This window comes from Amycolatopsis sp. NPDC059657 (assembly GCF_042734395.1).
Taxonomy (GTDB): Bacteria; Actinomycetota; Actinomycetes; order Mycobacteriales; family Pseudonocardiaceae; genus Amycolatopsis.
This window is the reverse complement of record NZ_JBHWEB010000009.1, coordinates 102,509-119,698: the sequence shown is the minus strand read 5'-3', so window position 1 is coordinate 119,698 and position 17,190 is coordinate 102,509. Positions and strand designations below refer to the sequence as shown.

Annotated in this window: 9 protein-coding genes; 3 read left to right on the top strand and 6 right to left on the bottom strand. The window is 69.0% G+C overall.

Annotated features, from left to right (window positions below; all coding sequences use genetic code 11):
- Nucleotides 1-98: 98 nt before the first annotated feature.
- On the bottom strand, nt 99-701 hold the full coding sequence (locus tag ACFV15_RS07635; RefSeq protein ID WP_378349386.1) for a TetR/AcrR family transcriptional regulator: 603 nt from the start codon (nt 699-701) through the stop codon (nt 99-101).
- 172 nt (nt 702-873) lie between these two features.
- Here ACFV15_RS07635 and ACFV15_RS07630 point away from each other — a divergent pair, with 172 nt between their 5' ends.
- Nucleotides 874-1,782 (top strand): alpha/beta hydrolase, encoded by a 909-nt coding sequence (locus tag ACFV15_RS07630; protein WP_378349385.1) that lies wholly within the window; start codon nt 874-876, stop codon nt 1,780-1,782.
- A 498-nt stretch (nt 1,783-2,280) separates the two neighbouring features.
- Here ACFV15_RS07630 and ACFV15_RS07625 read toward each other — a convergent pair whose 3' ends face one another.
- Nucleotides 2,281-2,793 (bottom strand): GNAT family N-acetyltransferase, encoded by a 513-nt coding sequence (locus ACFV15_RS07625; protein WP_378349384.1) that lies wholly within the window; start codon nt 2,791-2,793, stop codon nt 2,281-2,283.
- Nucleotides 2,794-2,810: 17 nt separating this feature from the next.
- Between ACFV15_RS07625 and ACFV15_RS07620 the strand changes: the two genes are divergently transcribed.
- On the top strand, nt 2,811-3,371 hold the full coding sequence (locus tag ACFV15_RS07620) for a helix-turn-helix domain-containing protein (protein ID WP_378349383.1): 561 nt from the start codon (nt 2,811-2,813) through the stop codon (nt 3,369-3,371).
- A gap of 419 nt (nt 3,372-3,790) precedes the next feature.
- Complete coding sequence (locus ACFV15_RS07615; protein WP_378349382.1) at nt 3,791-4,183, top strand: hypothetical protein; 393 nt, start codon at nt 3,791-3,793, stop codon at nt 4,181-4,183.
- 550 nt (nt 4,184-4,733) lie between these two features.
- Here ACFV15_RS07615 and ACFV15_RS07610 read toward each other — a convergent pair.
- The 4 genes from ACFV15_RS07610 to ACFV15_RS07595 form a co-directional block, all read right to left on the bottom strand.
- Nucleotides 4,734-5,795: an IS110 family transposase gene (locus ACFV15_RS07610; RefSeq protein ID WP_378349381.1), complete on the bottom strand. Its 1,062-nt coding sequence runs from the start codon at nt 5,793-5,795 to the stop codon at nt 4,734-4,736.
- A gap of 321 nt (nt 5,796-6,116) precedes the next feature.
- Nucleotides 6,117-6,326, bottom strand: a complete 210-nt coding sequence (locus tag ACFV15_RS07605; RefSeq protein WP_378349380.1) for an MbtH family protein — start codon at nt 6,324-6,326, stop codon at nt 6,117-6,119.
- A gap of 1 nt (nt 6,327) precedes the next feature.
- On the bottom strand, nt 6,328-9,981 hold the full coding sequence (locus tag ACFV15_RS07600) for an amino acid adenylation domain-containing protein (RefSeq protein WP_378349379.1): 3,654 nt from the start codon (nt 9,979-9,981) through the stop codon (nt 6,328-6,330).
- Nucleotides 9,978-17,189: an amino acid adenylation domain-containing protein gene (locus tag ACFV15_RS07595; RefSeq protein WP_378349378.1), complete on the bottom strand. Its 7,212-nt coding sequence runs from the start codon at nt 17,187-17,189 to the stop codon at nt 9,978-9,980. The genes ACFV15_RS07600 and ACFV15_RS07595 overlap by 4 nt, the downstream gene beginning before the upstream one ends.
- Nucleotide 17,190: the final 1 nt, after the last annotated feature.

Below are 17,190 nucleotides of genomic sequence, written 5' to 3'. Positions count from 1 at the left end.
ACCCAGGGGCCCCCTCGCTCCAGCGACGCGGGTGAGTGGAACCTTTGCTGCACCTAACGGAGCAGGGGTTCCACTCGCTCAACGCGGCCGTCCGGATTCTAGTCAGACTCAGCTCTCGGGGTCGTGCCCAACAGCAGCAGGTCAAGGAACCCGTCGGCGTCGGTGTCGGCCTCCGCCGAAGGTGGAATCAGCGCCCGGTAGAGGAGGGTCCCGGAGATGGCGTCGGCAGCGGCCCCGATATCGAGATCGGCGCGAAACTGCCCGCGGTCGACACCTGTTCGCAGCAGCTCCAGCATCTGCTCCCGGCTCGGGCCGGTGAACCGCTCGTAGAGCTTCTCGGCGCCGGTGCCGCCGTCGGTCGCGGCGGCGGTCAGGCCTCGGATCATGGATATCGCCGCAGGCTCCCCGATCTGCCGGAAGAACTGGCCCAGCCAGCCGCGCAGGTCCGCGACCGCGTCCCCGGTCTGCGGCGGTGCCTCCACTCTGATCCCGAGATGGCCGGCCAAGACGGCCTCGGCCACGATCGCCGCCTTCGAAGGCCAGCGCCGGTAGACCGTCTGCTTGCCCACCCTGGCGTTGGCGGCGATGGCCTCGATCGTCATCCGCTCGTAGCCTCCGGCGACCATCAGGTCCCGTGCGGCTTCGAGGATGGCAGTGTCGACCTGAGCGTTCCGCGGCCGTCCGCGTCGTTTGGCATCCACGCAAACGACTGTAGTATCAGATCGTACTTACAATACGAGACGTACCGTAAATTTATTGAAGGGATGAAGTCATGAACAGGGACGTCCTGGTCGTCATCGGCACCGACCTGCTCGTCGACGGTGGCGTGGTCGCCGCCGTCCGCAGCATGCACAACTAGATCAGGAGTCCGCGATGCCGAAGCACACCTTCCACCCCGAACTGCGCGGGGCGCGATTCGTGCCCCGCGCCACGCCGATCGGCCTGGCCAGACGACTCGGCGGCCTGGCCAAACCGAAGCCGCCGCGAGGCGGGGACCTCGTACGGATCGACGCTGACGTCTCGGTGCGGGTCTTCCGGCCGCCGTCGGCGGATGGACCGCTCCCGGCGCTGCTATGGGTCCACGGCGGCGGCTACGTCCTGGGCAGCGCGACGATGTCCGACGCCTGGTGCCGGGAGGTCACGAGCCGCCTCGGGGTCCTCACCGCCGCGGTGGAGTACCGGCTCGCGCCGCAGCACCCGTTCCCGATCCCGTTGCAGGACTGCTACACCGCGCTGCAATGGCTCTCAGCCGAATCCGAAGTCGATGAAGAGCGGATCGCGATCGGCGGCGAGAGCGCCGGCGGCGGCCTGGCCGCCGCGCTCGCCTTGCTCGCCAAGGAGCGCGGGGCGATCCGGCCGGTTTTGCAGGTCCTGTCCTACCCGATGCTCGACGACCGGACCGCTGACCGCACCGATATAGACCCGGCGTCACTGCGCCTATGGAGTCAGAAGAACAACCGCTGGGCCTGGAACGCCTACCTGGGCCTCCAGGCGTCCGATCCCCCACCGCTCGCCGCACCCGGCCGATACGTGGACTTGGCAGGCGCCGCACCCGCTTGGGTCGGAGTGGGGACCAGCGATCTCTTCCACGACGAGAACCTCGCCTACGTCGAGCGGCTGCGGCGGGCCGGCGTCCCGTGCGAACTCCAAGTCGTCCCCGGCGCCTATCACGGCTTCGACTTGATAGAACGCAAGGCCTCCGTCTCGCTCGCGTACCAGGAGTCCCAGATGGCCGCCCTGGAACGAGCGTTGGGTGCGGAACCGCCGGAGCAGCAACGGTGAATGCGGTTCGGCTCGGAACAGCCGAACGGGACTTATTCTTGTTCCTTTGCATACCCCGAACCAGCGCAACCAGCGTCACCGAGCATCGCGATCAGACGATGATCCGGTCCCGAACTCGTGCGAAAGGAGATCGCGCAGCGCACTAGTGTCACGTGATTCTGTTTGCGTTACGCCATCTGTCGACAGATGGCAACGATCCTTAGTGCCGAGGTCCGGCTGGGCACACGTGCCGTCCGTCCAGGTACGCGAAACCGTCATCTGTCGACAGATGACAAGACACGGACGTAAAACCAGCAGGATCACGCGACACAAGGTTCCTGAGTTCTTCGCATACGTGTCACGTTTTCACGCGGCCGGCTTGAGGCGCTCGGGGTTGATGTGATCGTCATGGTGGACGACCTCCTCGAAGCACGGCCGCAGCCCGTGTTTGCCCAGCAGCTCCGCCGCGATCGCGTCGAGCTGCGCGCGTCGGCGCCATGAACACGGCGTTGGGGAGTCCTACCGCAGGTGCCGCTGCATCAGCACCGTGTCCAGCGTGCTGCCGTGTTTTGCGCCGACGCCACGCAGCCGCCCGGCTTCGGTGAAACCACAGCGCAGATGAAGTTTCTCCGACGCCGTGTTGCCGTTGTCCACGATCACGGCGATCACCTCGCGGATCCCTGCCATGGCACAGCGATCGAGCAACTCCTCCAGTAGCGCGGTACCCACTCCTCGTCCAGCCGCACGTGGATCGAGATAAACCGAACTCTCGACGGTGAAGCGGTACGCGCTTCTGGTCTTCCACGGCGAGCAGAACGCCATGCCCACCACCTCGCCCTCCAGTTCGGAGACCAGGAACGGCAGGCCCCGGCCGGCGAGGTCCCAGTACCGCGTGCCCCACTGCGCTCTCGTGGGCGGCGTCTCGGCGAGCGACACGGTGGTCTGCAGGACGTAGGCCGCATAGATCGCCGTGACCGCGTCCAGGTCCGCCGGCCACGCTTCACGAACCCCGGTTTCCGCTATAGTGCACATAGTTCTACTATAGCGACATGTTCGAACTGGCGGATCTGGCTGACCGGATCCAGCGCCTCCGAAGTGAGCGACGACTCACCTTGGCGGCGCTCGCCGAACGGTGCTCGGTCAGCCTGAGCATGCTGTCCGCGGTCGAGCGAGCGAAGAAGGCGCCGACCGTGACCGTGCTGGCCCGCATCGCCGACGGCCTCGACGTCCCGCTGATCGCGCTGTTGCGGGACGACGACCGCGGCGTCGTCGTCCGCCGCCGCGCGGACCAGGACCGCACGGTGCACCCAGCAGGCTGGGAACGCGTCGTGGTGTCACCGGTGGTCGCCGGGGTGAACTTCGAACTGGTTCGCGTGACCCTTCCGGCCGGCTGTGACGCGGGCGAATTTCCAGGCTACGCACGGGGGTCGCACGAGTACGTCACGGCCGAGGGGGGCACACTCCGGCTCACCGTGGAGCATCAGGTGATCGACTTGGAGGCGGGGGACTCGACGTACTTCGAAGCGGACCAGGCGCACGCGTTCGCCAACATCACCGACGAGCCCTGCGTGTACTATGTGGCCGCGCTGATCATGCGCCCCCGGAGCTGAACCCCGCAGACCGACGGGGAGCGAGATTCCGCGCCTGCGTTGCCGATCACCTGTGGCGCCGGTCGGCGTGACCGGGCGGTGCTCGGGCACTGGGATGGCGATCTGATCATGGGCAAATACAACGCTCGGCGATCGGCATCCTGATCGAACACACCACCCGCCTCTGCCTACCGCACCTGCCGAACGGCAAAGACGCCGCCTCGGTCGCCGAGGCGATGATCACCACCATCAAACCCCGCCCCAGGCGCCGGGATCACGATGGCCACCGACCTCGACATCTACTTCCGCAACCCGCATCACTGTCCTGAACAGAGCATGTTGCGACGCCCCGATGAATCCACCCCCGTCCGAAACACTCACGAGTCCTTTCAGCACTTCGCGGGTTAAGTCGACCGATTTCGACTTATAAGCTTCGGTGCATGGCAAGAAAACCCGAGGTCGACGCTTCGCTGCTCACGACTTACCTGACTGTGTCGAAGTACAACGACGATTTCCCCGAGGCCACGATGCCGCTGAGCGTCAGCGCACGCAACATGCTGCGGAGCTTCACTTGCGCCAGCGCAGGCCTCAAAGACGACTTGGCGGGCAGCGGCCTGCCCCACACGCTGGAGTTCCTGCCAGGTGGCGCGCCCGAACCCGGTGAAGCCGACCGCTCCGGGACGGTCGTGGCCTCCTGCTGGGGTGAAGCGCCCTACATCGTTCTCGCCGAGCAGGTTTCGCTCCGGCAGGCCTGGGAGGCGGTCACCCAGGCCTGGCCCGCCGAACTCTCGAGTGTCGTGGAGGTACTGCGGACACGGGTACCGGCGGCCTGACTTCGTAGCGGGCACGTTTCGCGGAACTCGGTCGTGAGTGTTGCGGGCGGTTAGTACTCCAGCTGTAGTTCGTGATGGTGGCGCCCTCGGCTTCCCGTATGGAAATGGGTTGGGGGCCACTGAGCGGCTCCAAACCCGTTTCAATCAGCCAGCCGGAGCGGTCCCTCATCAAACCCAGGGGCAGCCACCCACGCCAACTTCGACTTTCCCCTCAATACCCGCCCATACCACTCGCGAGCCCTGAGCTGGGGTTTCGCTATCTGCCGACAGACGGCGAACCTGAACATCACGAACTACAGCTGGAGTATTATTGGCTGGAAAGTCAAACGTGGCGTCGTAAGGGGGCTGTACCGGTGAGTCTGGTTCCCCTCGCTCCGGCGTGAGTTGGTGCGGGCGAGTGGTAACTCTGCTGCATCTAACGGAGCAGAGTTACCACTCGCGCCCACGCTCAAGTCCCGGCCCTCCCTTCACTGCGCACCCCAAGCTCTGGGCCACGCCGTACCTAACGAAAGGGCCTTCACCGGCCAGTCCAGAGCACGAAGCTTCTATGTCAAGCAGCTTGGTTTAGTTGATCTTGTTGGAGTGTGGCGTCGGTTGTCATGGCGCGGTAGATGGTGTTGGTGAGGTGTCGTTTGAGGGCGCGCAGGGTTGCTTTGGTGGTGGCGTGTGGGTGTCGGGTGGTCCAGCGGTCTCGGTAGTCGCGTGCGGGTGGGTGGTGTGCGAGCTGGGTGATGGCGATGCGGTGCAGGCAGGTGTTGAGTTGGCGGTTGCCGCTGCGGTTGAGCCGGAATTGTGTTTTGCCGCTTGACCAGACGGGGATCGGTGCGGTGCCGGCGTGCATGGCGAAGGCGGCGCTGGAGCGGAATCGGGTGATGCCGGCGGTTTCGCCGATGATTTTCGCGGCGGTGAGGGTGCCGACCCCGACGATGGTGAGCAGGGTGGGCGCGATCGGGGTGACCAGTTCGGTGATGCGCTGGTCGTAGTGGCTGATGTGCTCGTTCAAGGCGCTGATCTCGGAGGTGAGGTCGAGAGCGAGGTCGCGGCGGACGCTGGCTGGTAGTGCGTGCAGGGCGGTGGTGAGCGTGGCCAGGGTGCGTGGCCCGGTCAGGCTTGTGGTGCCGGTGTCGAGGGCGGGGTCGAGGTCGTGCAGGTGCCAGCGCAGCGCGTTGATGACCGCGGTGCGGCGGGTGACCAGGCTTTCCCGGCGATCGGTCAGCAGCCGCAGGTCCAGCGCGGTCTGGTCCAGATGTGCGGTGGGCAGGTCGGGTTCGCGTAGTGCGGCGCGGGCGACGGCGAGCGCGTCGATCGGGTCTGATTTGCCGCGGGTGCGGGCGCTGGCCCGGCACTGGGCCATGAGTTTCGGCGGCACCCACACCACTTCCGCGCCGTGGCCGATCAAGGTGCGCACCAGCCGTCCGGCCAGGCCACGGCCGTCCTCGACCGCCCACAGTACCTGCGCCGAAGCCAGGGCCGCGGCCCAGCGCCAGAGCGCGAGTATCCCGCCGGTGTCGGTTGTGACTGTTTTCTGGGCGAGTTTGCGCCCGTTGTGATCGACCGCGACCGCGGTGTGGCTGGACTTGTGCGGATCGATCCCGATGACGACCATGGACATCGCGCGTGTCCTTCCCTTAGACCGGAGACATGTGTGCCCGGGCCGGGCTGGTCGGACACACCTCAGTCGAGGTGGGATGGCGTCTAATCCACGCTTCTATCAAGTCAGGCCAGCCAGGCCCGGAACCCTGACCGCGCTGGACGATTCGTGCTCAAGCCAACCCGCACAGCAGGGGCGACAGCCACATTTTGAGTCACCACGCGATCAAGGCCGGACCCTAACCGCCAACCAGGCGGCCACACCAACCCTGACACTGAGCCACATTTGACTTTCCGCACAATAGAACCGCCCGCAACACTCACGACCAAGTCACCGCCATTGTCAACGAAGCTGCTCCTGCAGGCTTTTCGGCCGCATGTCGGTCCAGGTGCGCTCGATGTGGGCCAGGCATTCGGGCCGGGGTGCGGGGCCGTGGGTGATGGTCCAGCCTGCCGGAACCTCGGCGAAGTGCGGCCAGAGCGAGTGCTGGCCTTCGTCGTTGACCAGCACCAGGTGCTCGATCGTCTCGTCGTCGAACGGGTTGTCGCTCATCTCAACTCCTTGTCATGGTGCGGAATTCGGTGGCGAGGATCGAGCCGACCTGCGCGAGCGCCTGGGGGCTCGCCATCGCCACATGGTCGAACGGCAGCCGCTCACCGCGTAGTTCACCGTCTACTGTGGACGCCCAGGCGCCCGCGTCGCGCTGCTCCCCGCCGAAGAAGAGCAGACGGCCGCGGTAGGTTCCCGGCGCGAACTCGGTTGCCAGCCTGGCATTCGTGGCGGCCACCCGGGTAACGGCCTCGAGCGCCGACTCGCCGAGCTGCTCGAGCATTCCGGGATAGAGACCGGTCAGCAGGGCCCGCATCTCGGCGAGGGTGAGTTCGCGGGGGACGCTCAGCGGCGGGTCCAGCAACGTCAGCAGTGGAACCTCTTCGCCCGCGTCCTGCAGCGCGGTCGCCGCGGCGTGCGCGACCGGCGCGCCGAAGGAGTAGCCGAGCAAGTAGTACGGCCCGTGCGGGCGCACACCGCGGATGGCGTCGACGAACCCGGCCACCAGCTCGTCGAAAGAGCCAGGCAGCCCGTCTTCACCGCGCAGTCCCTTCGACTGCAGGCCATAGACCGGACGGTCCGGCCCCAGCTGCCGCAGGAGACCGGCGTAACGCCAGCTCAGGCCGGACAGCGGCGGCAAGCAGAACAACGGTTCCCGCTTGCCGCGCGCACGCAACGGCAGCACCACGTCGAAGGAGTCCCCGGCGCTGTCCCCGGCGTCGAGCACGTCGGCCAGGCGGGCCACGGTGGGCGCCTCGAACAGCTTCCTGATCGACATGTCCGCGCCGAGCACGGTGCGCACCCGCCCGGCCAGCCTGGTCGCGAGCAGCGAATGCCCGCCGAGATCGAAGAAGTCGTCGTCGAGGCCGACCCCGGCGACGCCGAGCACTTCGGCGAACAGTTCGGCCAGCAGCCGCTGCCGCGGCCGGAACGCACGACGGGGCGACGGGCAGGCGGCAAGCTTGGCCGCGGGCAGTGCTTGACGGTCGAGTTTGCCGTTGGCGGTCAGCGGAAGCGCGTCCACGGTAAGGAACGCGGCGGGAACGAGGTGCTCGGGCAGGCGTTCACTCAGCCACCCGGCGAGGTCGGTCGTGCTGCCGACGACGTAAGCGATGAGCCGGGTGTTGTCGTGCACGGTGACGGCCGCCTGCGTCACCCCGGGGCTGGCAAGGATCGCCGCCTCCACCTCCCCGAGCTCGATCCGGAAGCCGCGGATCTTGACCTGGTCGTCGACCCGGCCTTCGAAGTACAACAGCCCGTCGGCGTCGCGGCGCACGAGATCGCCGGTGCGGTACATGCGCGAACCGGGCAGGCCGCACGGGTCCGCGACGAACCGGCCCGCGCTCAGCGCCGGCCTGCCGAGGTAGCCGCGGGCCAGCCCCGGACCGGCCAGGTACAGTTCGCCGGTCACTCCCGGCGGCACCGGGTGCAACGCGCGATCCAGCACCCGCACGGCTCCACCGGCGATCGGCCGCCCGATCGGCGGCGCGGTCTCGGTTTCCGTTTCGGTGAACCAGGCCGTGGCATAGACGGTGGCCTCCGTCGGGCCGTAGATATTGGCGACGCGGGCGCCGGGCGCGGCCTTGAAAACGTCATTGAGCACCTTCGACGGCAACGCCTCACCGCAGAAGGCGACCGTGGACGTGCGCGCGGGCAGTCCTCGGTCGGCGAGCAGCGCGGCCAGCACCGACGGGACCCCGCTGACAAGCTCCAGCTCCGGCCGATCCGGCAGGCTCAACGGCCCAGGAACCACTTCCACACAGCCACCGGAGAGCAACGGGGCGAACACTTCGAAGACCGACACGTCGAAGTTCAGCGACGTCGAAAAGCCGACCCTCATGACGCCGAACTCGGCCGCCGCCCATCGGCACAGGGTGACCACGCTCGCGTGGGTGACCACAACGCCCTTCGGCCGTCCGGTCGAGCCGGAGGTGTAGCTGACGTACGCGGCTTCGGATGGTCCGGGATCGTGCCCGACCGGCTCGCCCGATTGCCTGGCCTGCGCCCCCATGATCAGCACCGGGACGTGCGCAGGCAACGCGGCACGACTGTCCGTTGTGGACAGAATCACGGCCGGACCGGCGTCGTCGACGAGAAAGGCCAGGCGTGCGGCCGGATAGCCTGGATCGAGGGGCAGGTACGCCGCCCCGGACTTGAGCACCGCGAACAGGGCCACCACGAGCTCGGCCGTGCGCGGCAACGAGATGCCCACGATTTTCCCAGGTCCGGCACCTGCCTCGATCAGCAGGCGAGCCAGCCTGTTCGCGGAGACGTCGAGCTGCCGGTAGGTCTTCGAGACGGCTCCGCAGACGACCGCGACGTCATCCGGCGTCTTTTCCACCTGCTCTTCGAACGCCCGCACCAGGCTGGCCGACGCCAGTGGCCCTGGCTGCTCCTCTGGCCAGCCGAACACGTCGACCTGGCCCAGCCGAACGCTGGGATTCTCAGCGAACGCGGTGAGCACCCGCACGAGCGCGGCGAGCACGCGGTCAGCCCAGTCCGTGGTGAAGACACTGGGCCGATACGCCAGCCGGAACCGCGGCTTCGGGCCGGGGACCGCGACGAGTTGCACCGGGTAGTTCGTGGCGTCCCGCCCGGAGATACCGGTGATCCGGACCGGCACGCTGTCGTCGCCCGGAATTTCGGCCGACTGGTTTTCGAACACCAGCAAGGTGTCGAACAACTCGCCGCGCTTGCTGCCGGTGAGGCCGAGGTGCTGGTGGTCCAGCAGCACGGCCGTATCACGGTGCACCCGCTGGGCCACCACGCCCACTGCCTCGTCCTGGCGCGCCTGTACCCGGACCGGGACGGTGTTGATGAACAGCCCCACCATCGACTCCGCGCCTGGAAGGTCCGCCGGCCTGCCCGCGACGGTCTGCCCGAACACGACGTCGTCGTGTCCGGTGAGCCGGGTGAGCACGGCCGCCCATGCCGTCTGCACCGCCGTGTTGAGCGAAATCCCGAGCTCGCGGACCCGGGTGTTCAGCCGCGCGCCGACCTCGGCGGACAGCTCGGCCCGTACCTGCTCCGGCAGTTCCGGCACGTTGCCCGGCGGCGCGAGCAACGTCGGCCGCGCGCCGTCGAGCGCCGCGCGCCACGCCGCATCGGCGGCCAGTGTGTCGCGGCGGTCGAGCCAGGACACGAAGTCGCGGTATGGCCGCACCGGCGGCAGCGGCGTCCCGGCGTACAGCTCGAACAGTTCCCGGACCAGGATCGGCATCGACCAGCCGTCGAGCAGAATGTGGTGGTGGGTCAGCAGCAACCGGTATCGCCCCGGCCCGAGCCTGGCGAGCAGCATCCGGACCAGCGGCGGCTTGGCCAGGTCGAAACAGTCGAACCGGTCGATGTCGAGCGCTCGCCCCCACTCGGCCTCGGAGGTGTCCATTTCGGACCACGGCAGCGTGACGTCCGGGGCGCACACCTGAACCGGACGGCCGTCGCGGCGCTGCCGGAAGCCGGCGCGCAGGTTCGCGTGCCTGGCCAGCAACGCCTCACCCGCCGCACGCAGACGCGCGGGATCGACGGGCCCGGCCAGGTCGATGGCGACCTGCACGAGGTAGACGTCGACGGCTCCGTCATCGAAGGCATCGAAGGTGCTGTAGAAGAACATGCCTTCCTGCACCGGGGTCAGTGCCAGGATTTCGGCGGAGGTGCTCACTCGTTCTCCCAATCGTCCAGGTCGTCCAGTGCGGCGTCGACGAGAGCGCCGAGCTCGTGGAACCACCTGCGTGCCAGTTCGCGGACCTCCGCTTCGGGCAGCAGGTCCGACGGCCAAGTCCAGCTCGCGTCCATGGCCGGGCCCGCCTCGGTGTCCCGGACAGTGACCGTGAGGTCGATCGCGTGCGCCGACGGCAGCCGCGGGTCGACCCCGCTACCGGTCTCCGAGGACTCGGGCGCGAACGTCCAGGCACCGCCGTCGGGCGTGGCGAACCGGCCCAGGTAGTTGAACGCGACCTGCGGAGCGGGCAGTTTCGCCAGCACCGGACCGACATCAGGGTCGAGATGCCGCGATAGGCCATACCCGAAGCCGTTCGCAGGTTTGACGTGCTCGCCATCGCGGCGCAGCCGGACCGGGTGCAGTGCGGTGAACCAGCCGACGGTCCGCGAAAGGTCGATCTCCGGTGAGAACTCCTCGCGGCCGTGCGTCTCGAGGTCCACCAGCAGCTCGTCACGGCCGAACGCGCGGACCAACGCCGTCAGCAGCACATCGGTCAGGGTCGCGGTTCCCACGGCAGGCACGATCGTCAGCAGCGGCCGCGTCCGCTCCGGCGGCAGGGTCGAGCGGACCGTGCGCGACGATCCGGCGGTGTCGGCCGCGGGATCCAGCGGTCGCCTGCCCAGCGCAATCTCGGCAGCGGTGGCGATCCGGTGCCACGAGGCCGGATCGCCGGTGACAGCCCGATCGCGGGCGTGCTCGGTGAGCAGCATGGCCCAGTGCCGGAACGAGGTGCCGACCGGCGGCAGCGGCAGGCCCTCCCAGACACGAGCCAGGTCCTCGGCGAGGATGCGCCACGACACCCCGTCGACCACCAGGTGATGCAGGGTCAGCAAAAGGTGGCCAGGCTTACCCGGCCCTGGATCGAACCACACCGCTCGGATCATCACCCCGGCTGCCGGATCCAGCCCGGCCCTTGCCTTCTCGCTCTCCTCCGCGACGGCGGACGCGAGATCCTCGCATTCCCTTCGCGACAACACCTCGGTGACAGAACCCTTGGGCAGCACGCGCAGTGCGTCGCCTTCGAACCGGGACCGCAGCATGTCGTGGTGGTCGATGACCGTGCCGAGCACAGCGGCCAGGCTGTCGAAACCCGCGTCGGCGGGCACCCGCAGCAGCACCGACTGGCTGAGCCGGTCGAACGAACCACCGCGTTCGGCCAGCCAGCGCATGACCGGCGTCAGCGGAAGCGGCCCGATCGCCTCGCCGGTGACAGTCGCGCGCGTCGTCGACGCCGCGGCCGCCAGCCTGGCGGCACTCTGGTGCTCGAACACCGCGCGTGGCGTGGTCTCCAGGCCCGCTTCCCTGGCACGTGCGACCAGCCGGATGGCGCTGATGCTGTCACCGCCGAGATGGAAGAACCCGTCGTCCACGCCGACATCCGGGTGCCCGAGCAGCTCCGCGAACAAGCCGCACAACAGTTCTTCGGCCGCGGTCCGCGGCTCCCGCTGTGCTGTCTCCCGGACAGGCGATGGCAACGCGGCGCGGTCGATCTTGCCGCTCGGCGTGAGGGGCAGCGCGAGCAGCTTCACCACCGCTGACGGGATCATGTAGCCAGGTAGCTCGTCACGCAGGCGGTCCAGGTCGGCCTCGCCGACGACGTGAGCCACCAGCTGCCGGTCTTCGTGCACCGTCACCACTGCCTGGCCGACCGAGTGCTGGCGGCGCAGTGCCGCCTCGATCTCACCGAGCTCGATACGGAACCCGCGCAGCTTGACCTGATGGTCGCGGCGACCGCGGTACTCCAGCTGCCCGTCGGCGCGGACGCGCACCAGGTCGCCGGTGCGGTACATCCGCGCGCCGGGCCGGCCCGCGGGGTCCGCGACGAAGTGCGAGGCCGTCTGCGCGGCGCGGTTCACGTACCCACGCGCCACTCCGGCGCCCGCGAGGTACAACTCGCCGACCACGCCGGGCGGCACCGGCCGCAGCGCGGCGTCGAGTACACGGAATCGGGTGTTGGCAACGGGAAGCCCGATCGGCGGCGCGGTCGGTGACGGGATCAGCGGACCGCTGATCGTGGCGCAGACGGTTGATTCGGTCGGGCCGTATGCGTTGAACATCTTCCGTCCGGGAGCCCAGCGCTCGACCAGCGCGGCGGAACAGGTTTCGGCCCCGACGAGCAGGGTCGCGAGGTCCGGGAACTCACCGGCGGGCAGTGTCGCCAGCGCGCTCGGCGGGATCAGCGCGTGTGTGACGGCCTGGCCCGTGAGCATGTGCCCGAGTTCGTCGCCCAGCAGCGTGCCTTCCGGCGGGATGACCAGCGTGCCACCGGGCGCGAAGGCCATCAGCAGTTCCATCACCGAGGCGTCGAAACCCGGCGCGGAGTACTGGAGCACGCGCGATTCCGTGGTCAGCTCGAACCGCTCGACCATCGTGACGGCCAGGCTCGCGATCCCGGTGTGCGTCGTGGCGACGGCCTTGGGCATCCCGGTGGACCCCGAGGTGTGGATCAGATAGGCGACGGAATCCGATGCAGTGCGTACCTCCGGCGGGGTCACGGGAAAACCCGGCGCGCGCAGGTCCTCTTCGGACCTCAGCACGCAGACCGGCGAGACGTCGGCGAGCATCAACTCGATCCGCCCGGCAGGCAGTGACGGATCCACCGGCAGGAACGCCGCGCCGGTCTTGAGCACGGCCAGCGCGGCGACCACGCGGGCGGCCGAGCGCGGCAGCACCACCGCGACCACCCGCTCCGGCCCCGCGCCCCGGCCGAGCAGCGCGTGCGCGAGCCGGTTGGCTTGCCGATCCAGTGCGCGATAACTCAGTTCGCCGTACTCGGACCGCACGGCGATGGCGTCCGGCCTGGTCTCGGCCTGCCAGCCGACCATCTCGGGGATCGTGGTGACGGGCAAGGAACGAGCGGTGTCGTTGCTCGCTTCGAGAAGTCGCCGTTCGGGCTCGGTGATCAGCTCGATCGAGGAGATCGGACGGCCGGGATTCGCGGCGACGGCTTCGAGCACCAGCAGCAGCCGGGCCGCGAGCAGTTCGACGGTGGCGTGGTCGAACAGGTCCGCGTTGTACTCCAGCACCCCGTCCACCCGGCCGGAGCTCTCGGCGAACAGCAGCGAAAGGTCGAATTTCGCCTGCGCCGCCTCGACGGGTTCACGAGTCACGGTCAGTCCCGGCAGGCCGAGCTCCGGCTCGGCGACGTTCTGCACCGCGAGCATCACCTGGAACAGCGGGTGCCGCGCCGCCGAGCGCTCCGGGTTGAGCACCTCCACCAGGTGCTCGAAGGGGACGTCGGAGTGTTCGTAGGCGGCCAGGTCGGTCTCGCGCACCCGAGCCAGCAGCTCGCGGAAATCCGGGTCGCCCGAGGTGTCCGAGGTGTCCGTGCGCAGCACGAGGTTGTTGACGAAGAAGCCGACCAGCTCGTCCAGCGCCGCGTCACCGCGCCCGGCGATCGGCGTGCCCATGACGATGTCGGAACCGGCGCCCAGACGGGTCAGCACCGTGGCCACCGCGGCCTGCAGCACCATGAACAGCGTGGTGCGGGACTCGGCGGCCAGCTTCGCGAGCGCGCCGCGCAGCCCGAGCCCGATGGTCATGGCCACCCGGCCGCCGCGGCCACTGGGTTCGGCAGGCCTGGCCCGGTCAACAGGCAGCGTCAGCTCTTCCGGTGCCCCCGACAGGGCTTCACGCCAGAACGCGGTCTGGGTGTCGATCACGTCGGCGAGCAGATTTCTTTGCCACAGCGTGAAATCGGCGTACTGCACCGGCAGCGGACGCCAGTTCGGGCCTGCTCCGGCCAGCCGTGCGGTATAGGCGGTGCGTAGGTCAGCCAGCAGCGGACGCAGTGACCAGCCGTCCGCCGCGATGTGGTGGATCACCAACAGCAGCACATGCTCGCGCTCGGACAGCCGGTACAGTGTCGCCCGCAGCGGCCGGTCCTCGGCGAGGTCGAACGGTGCGGTGGCAGCGGTGGCCAGCAACGAGGGCAACTCCGCTCCAGCGGCAACCACCGTGAGGGCGAACTCCGCGTCCAGTACCTGCTGGTGTGCGACGCCGGAAGTCTCGGGATAGCGGGTACGCAGTATCTCGTGGCGAACCGTCACGTCGGTCAACGCGGCTTCGAGTGCGGTCTGCTCCAGCGGGCCGGTCAGCCGGAGCGCGATCGGGACGGTGTAAGCCGCGTTGGCGGCGCCGAACCGATTGAGGAACCACAGCCGTTGCTGGGCAAAGGAAAGCGGCACCTCGGCCGGTCTGGCGGCAGCTCTCACCGGCGGCCGGGCAGTGCCTGCCCCGCGTAGCCCGGTAACCAGCCCGGCGACGGTCGGCTGCGCGAACACCGCGCGGACCGGCAGTTCGACGTCGAAGAGCGCGCGGATCCGCGCCACCAGACGCATCGCGAGCAGGGAATCACCGCCGAGCGCGAAGAACCCGTCGGCCACCCCGACCGCCGGCAGCCCGAGCACCTCGGCGAACAGTCCACAAAGGATTTCCTCCTGTGGGGTGCCCGGCGCCTTCAGCTCCGCACGGAACTCCGGCCTCGGCAGTGCCGCGCGGTCGATCTTGCCGTTGGCACTGAGCGGCACCGTGTCCAGCCGCACGAACGCGGCGGGAACCAGGTGCTCCGGCAAGACCCGCTTGGCCTCGGCCAGCAGCCCGGCCTCGTCGAAACACTCGGCCGTCACGTACGCGATCAGTCTGTCCTCGACCAGTGCCACCACGACCCCGCTGACGCCTGGGCAGGCCGCCAGTGCCGCTTCCACCTCCCCGGGCTCGACCCGGTAGCCGCGCACCTTCACCTGGTCGTCGGCCCGTCCGGCGAACTCCAGGTTCCCGTCAGGACGCAGCATCGCGAGGTCGCCGGTGCGGTACATCCGGGTACCCGGCTCGCCGAACGGATCGGCCACGAACCGTTCCGAGGTCGCCGCCGCCTGCCCGAGGTAACCGCGAGCCACGCCCGCACCCGCGAGGTACAGCTCACCGACCACGCCAGGCGGCACCGGCTGGAGCCCGGCGTCGAGCAGGTAGGCCGCCATGCCGTCGAGCGGCCGCCCGATCGGCGCCGAGGTGGCGGCCCGATCCGTCACGGCCTTGCACAGCGCGAAAGTCGTGGTCTCGGTGGGTCCGTAGCCGTTGACCACGGTCAAGCCGGGGCAGGCTGCCAGCACCTGCTTCACCGCTGCCACGGAGACGACGTCCCCGCCGGTCCACACCTCGTCCAGGCCGTACAGGCAGGCCGGATCCTCTTCGGCGACGACCCGGAACAGCCCGGCGGTCAGCCACAGCGCGGTGAGCCCGTGCCGCCGGATCAGGCCGGCCAGCGCGGCCGGTTCCAGCCGCCCTGCCGGCGCGACGACGACCCGTCCGCCGGTCAGCAACGGCACCCACAGTTCGTAGGTCGACGCGTCGAAAGTCGACGGCGAATGCAGCAAAACCCGGTCATGTGAGCAAAACGCGGGGTCAGCCGCCAGCGCGGTCACGTCACGGTGCCGGGTCATGACGCCCTTGGGCCGCCCGGTCGACCCGGAGGTGTACATGATGTAGACGGGATGCTCCGGCCGCAGTGCCTGTTTCCCGCGGGGCGTGCTCGCGAGCTCGGTGATCCCGTTCTCGTCGATCAGCAGCGACGGCCGCGCGTCGGCCAGCATGGCGTCGATCCGCGCGGCCGGATGATCCGGGTCCAGTGGCACTGCGGCAGCGCCCGATTTGGCCACCGCGACCAGTGCCACCACCAGTTCCAGTGAGCGCCGCAGTGAAACGGCGACGACGCGCTCTGGCCCGGCGCCACGCTCGGCCAGCTCCCGCGCCAGCTCCTCGGCTCGCGCGTCGAGTTCGGCGTAGGTGAGCCCGGTTTCCCCGTCCACCACCGCGAGCACGTCCGGTCCTCGGCGAACCTGTGCGGCGAACCGCTCCGGCACGGTCACGGGGTGACCGGGCGTGGCGACGGTGATCAGCCGCGCACGCTCACCGGGCAGCAGCATCGCGATCCGCGCGGCGGACTGGCCTGGATCGCCTCCGATGGACTCGAGCACGACCGCCAGCCGGTCGAGGATTTCCCGTGCGGGCAGACCAGGCCGCGACGACAGCCGCAGTGCGAGTTCCCGGCCGGGCAACACGGCCAGCGTGTACGGGTAGTGGGTGGCATCGTGCCCGCCTGCCACTTCGACCCGCAGCTCGCCTGCCTCGCCGGTCGCGGCCGGATGGTTTTCGAAGGCCAGCAACGTGTCGAACAACGCGGGCAGGCCGGCGGCTCGATGGATGTCGGCGAGCCCGAGATAGCGGTGTTCCCACAGCGCCGCCTGCTCGAGGCGCACCTTGGCGAACAGGTCGGCGACAGTATCCAGCGTCGACCAGCGGATCCGGACCGGCACCGTGTTGAGACAAAATCCGATCATGTCCTCGGCGCCGGGCAGCTCCGGCGGCCGGATCGCCACCGCCTGCCCGAACACCACGTCCCGGCTCCCGGTCAGCCGCCCGATGAGCAGCCCCCAAGCCGCCTGCACGACGGTTCCCAGTGTCACCCCTTGCTGCCGCGCCACCGATTCCAGCGCGGCGGTGGCCTGCTCGGACAGCGCTCCGAACGTCTCCTCGGGACGTGACGGCGGCCCGGCGGGCGCGAGCGAGGTCGGTGCCGACACGCCGTCGAGTGCCGCACGCCAGGCGCGCACGGAGGCCGCGCGGTCCTGGCGCGCGAGCCAGGCTAGATAGTCGCGGGGCGAGGCTGCCCTCGGCGGCGTTTTGCCCGCGTACAGCCCGCGAAGCTGCCGTACCAGCAGCTGCTTCGACCAGCCGTCGAGCAGGATGTGGTGATTGGTGACGACCAGCTTGTGCCGCCGCGGCCCGAGCACGATCAGCGTCATCCGCAGCAGCGGCGGCTTCGCCGGGTCGAACGGCCGCCGCCGTTCCTCTTCGAGCACCCGGTCGAGCCGTCCCGGTTCACCCTCGAGGTGGATCTCACGCCACGGCAACGAAATCCGGGCGGGAACGAGCTGAACGGGGCTGCCGCCCGCCCGCTGCCGGTAACCCGCGCGAAGGCCGGGCTGGCTGTCCAGCAAGGCCTGCGCGGCGGCCAGCAGCGCCGGGACGTCCAGTGGCCCGGTGAGATCGATGACCAGCTGGGCGGTGTAGACGTCGTCGGCTGGACCGTCGGCCACGGCGTGGAAGAGCAAGCCCTCCTGCAGTGGTGACAGCGGTAGTACGTCCATC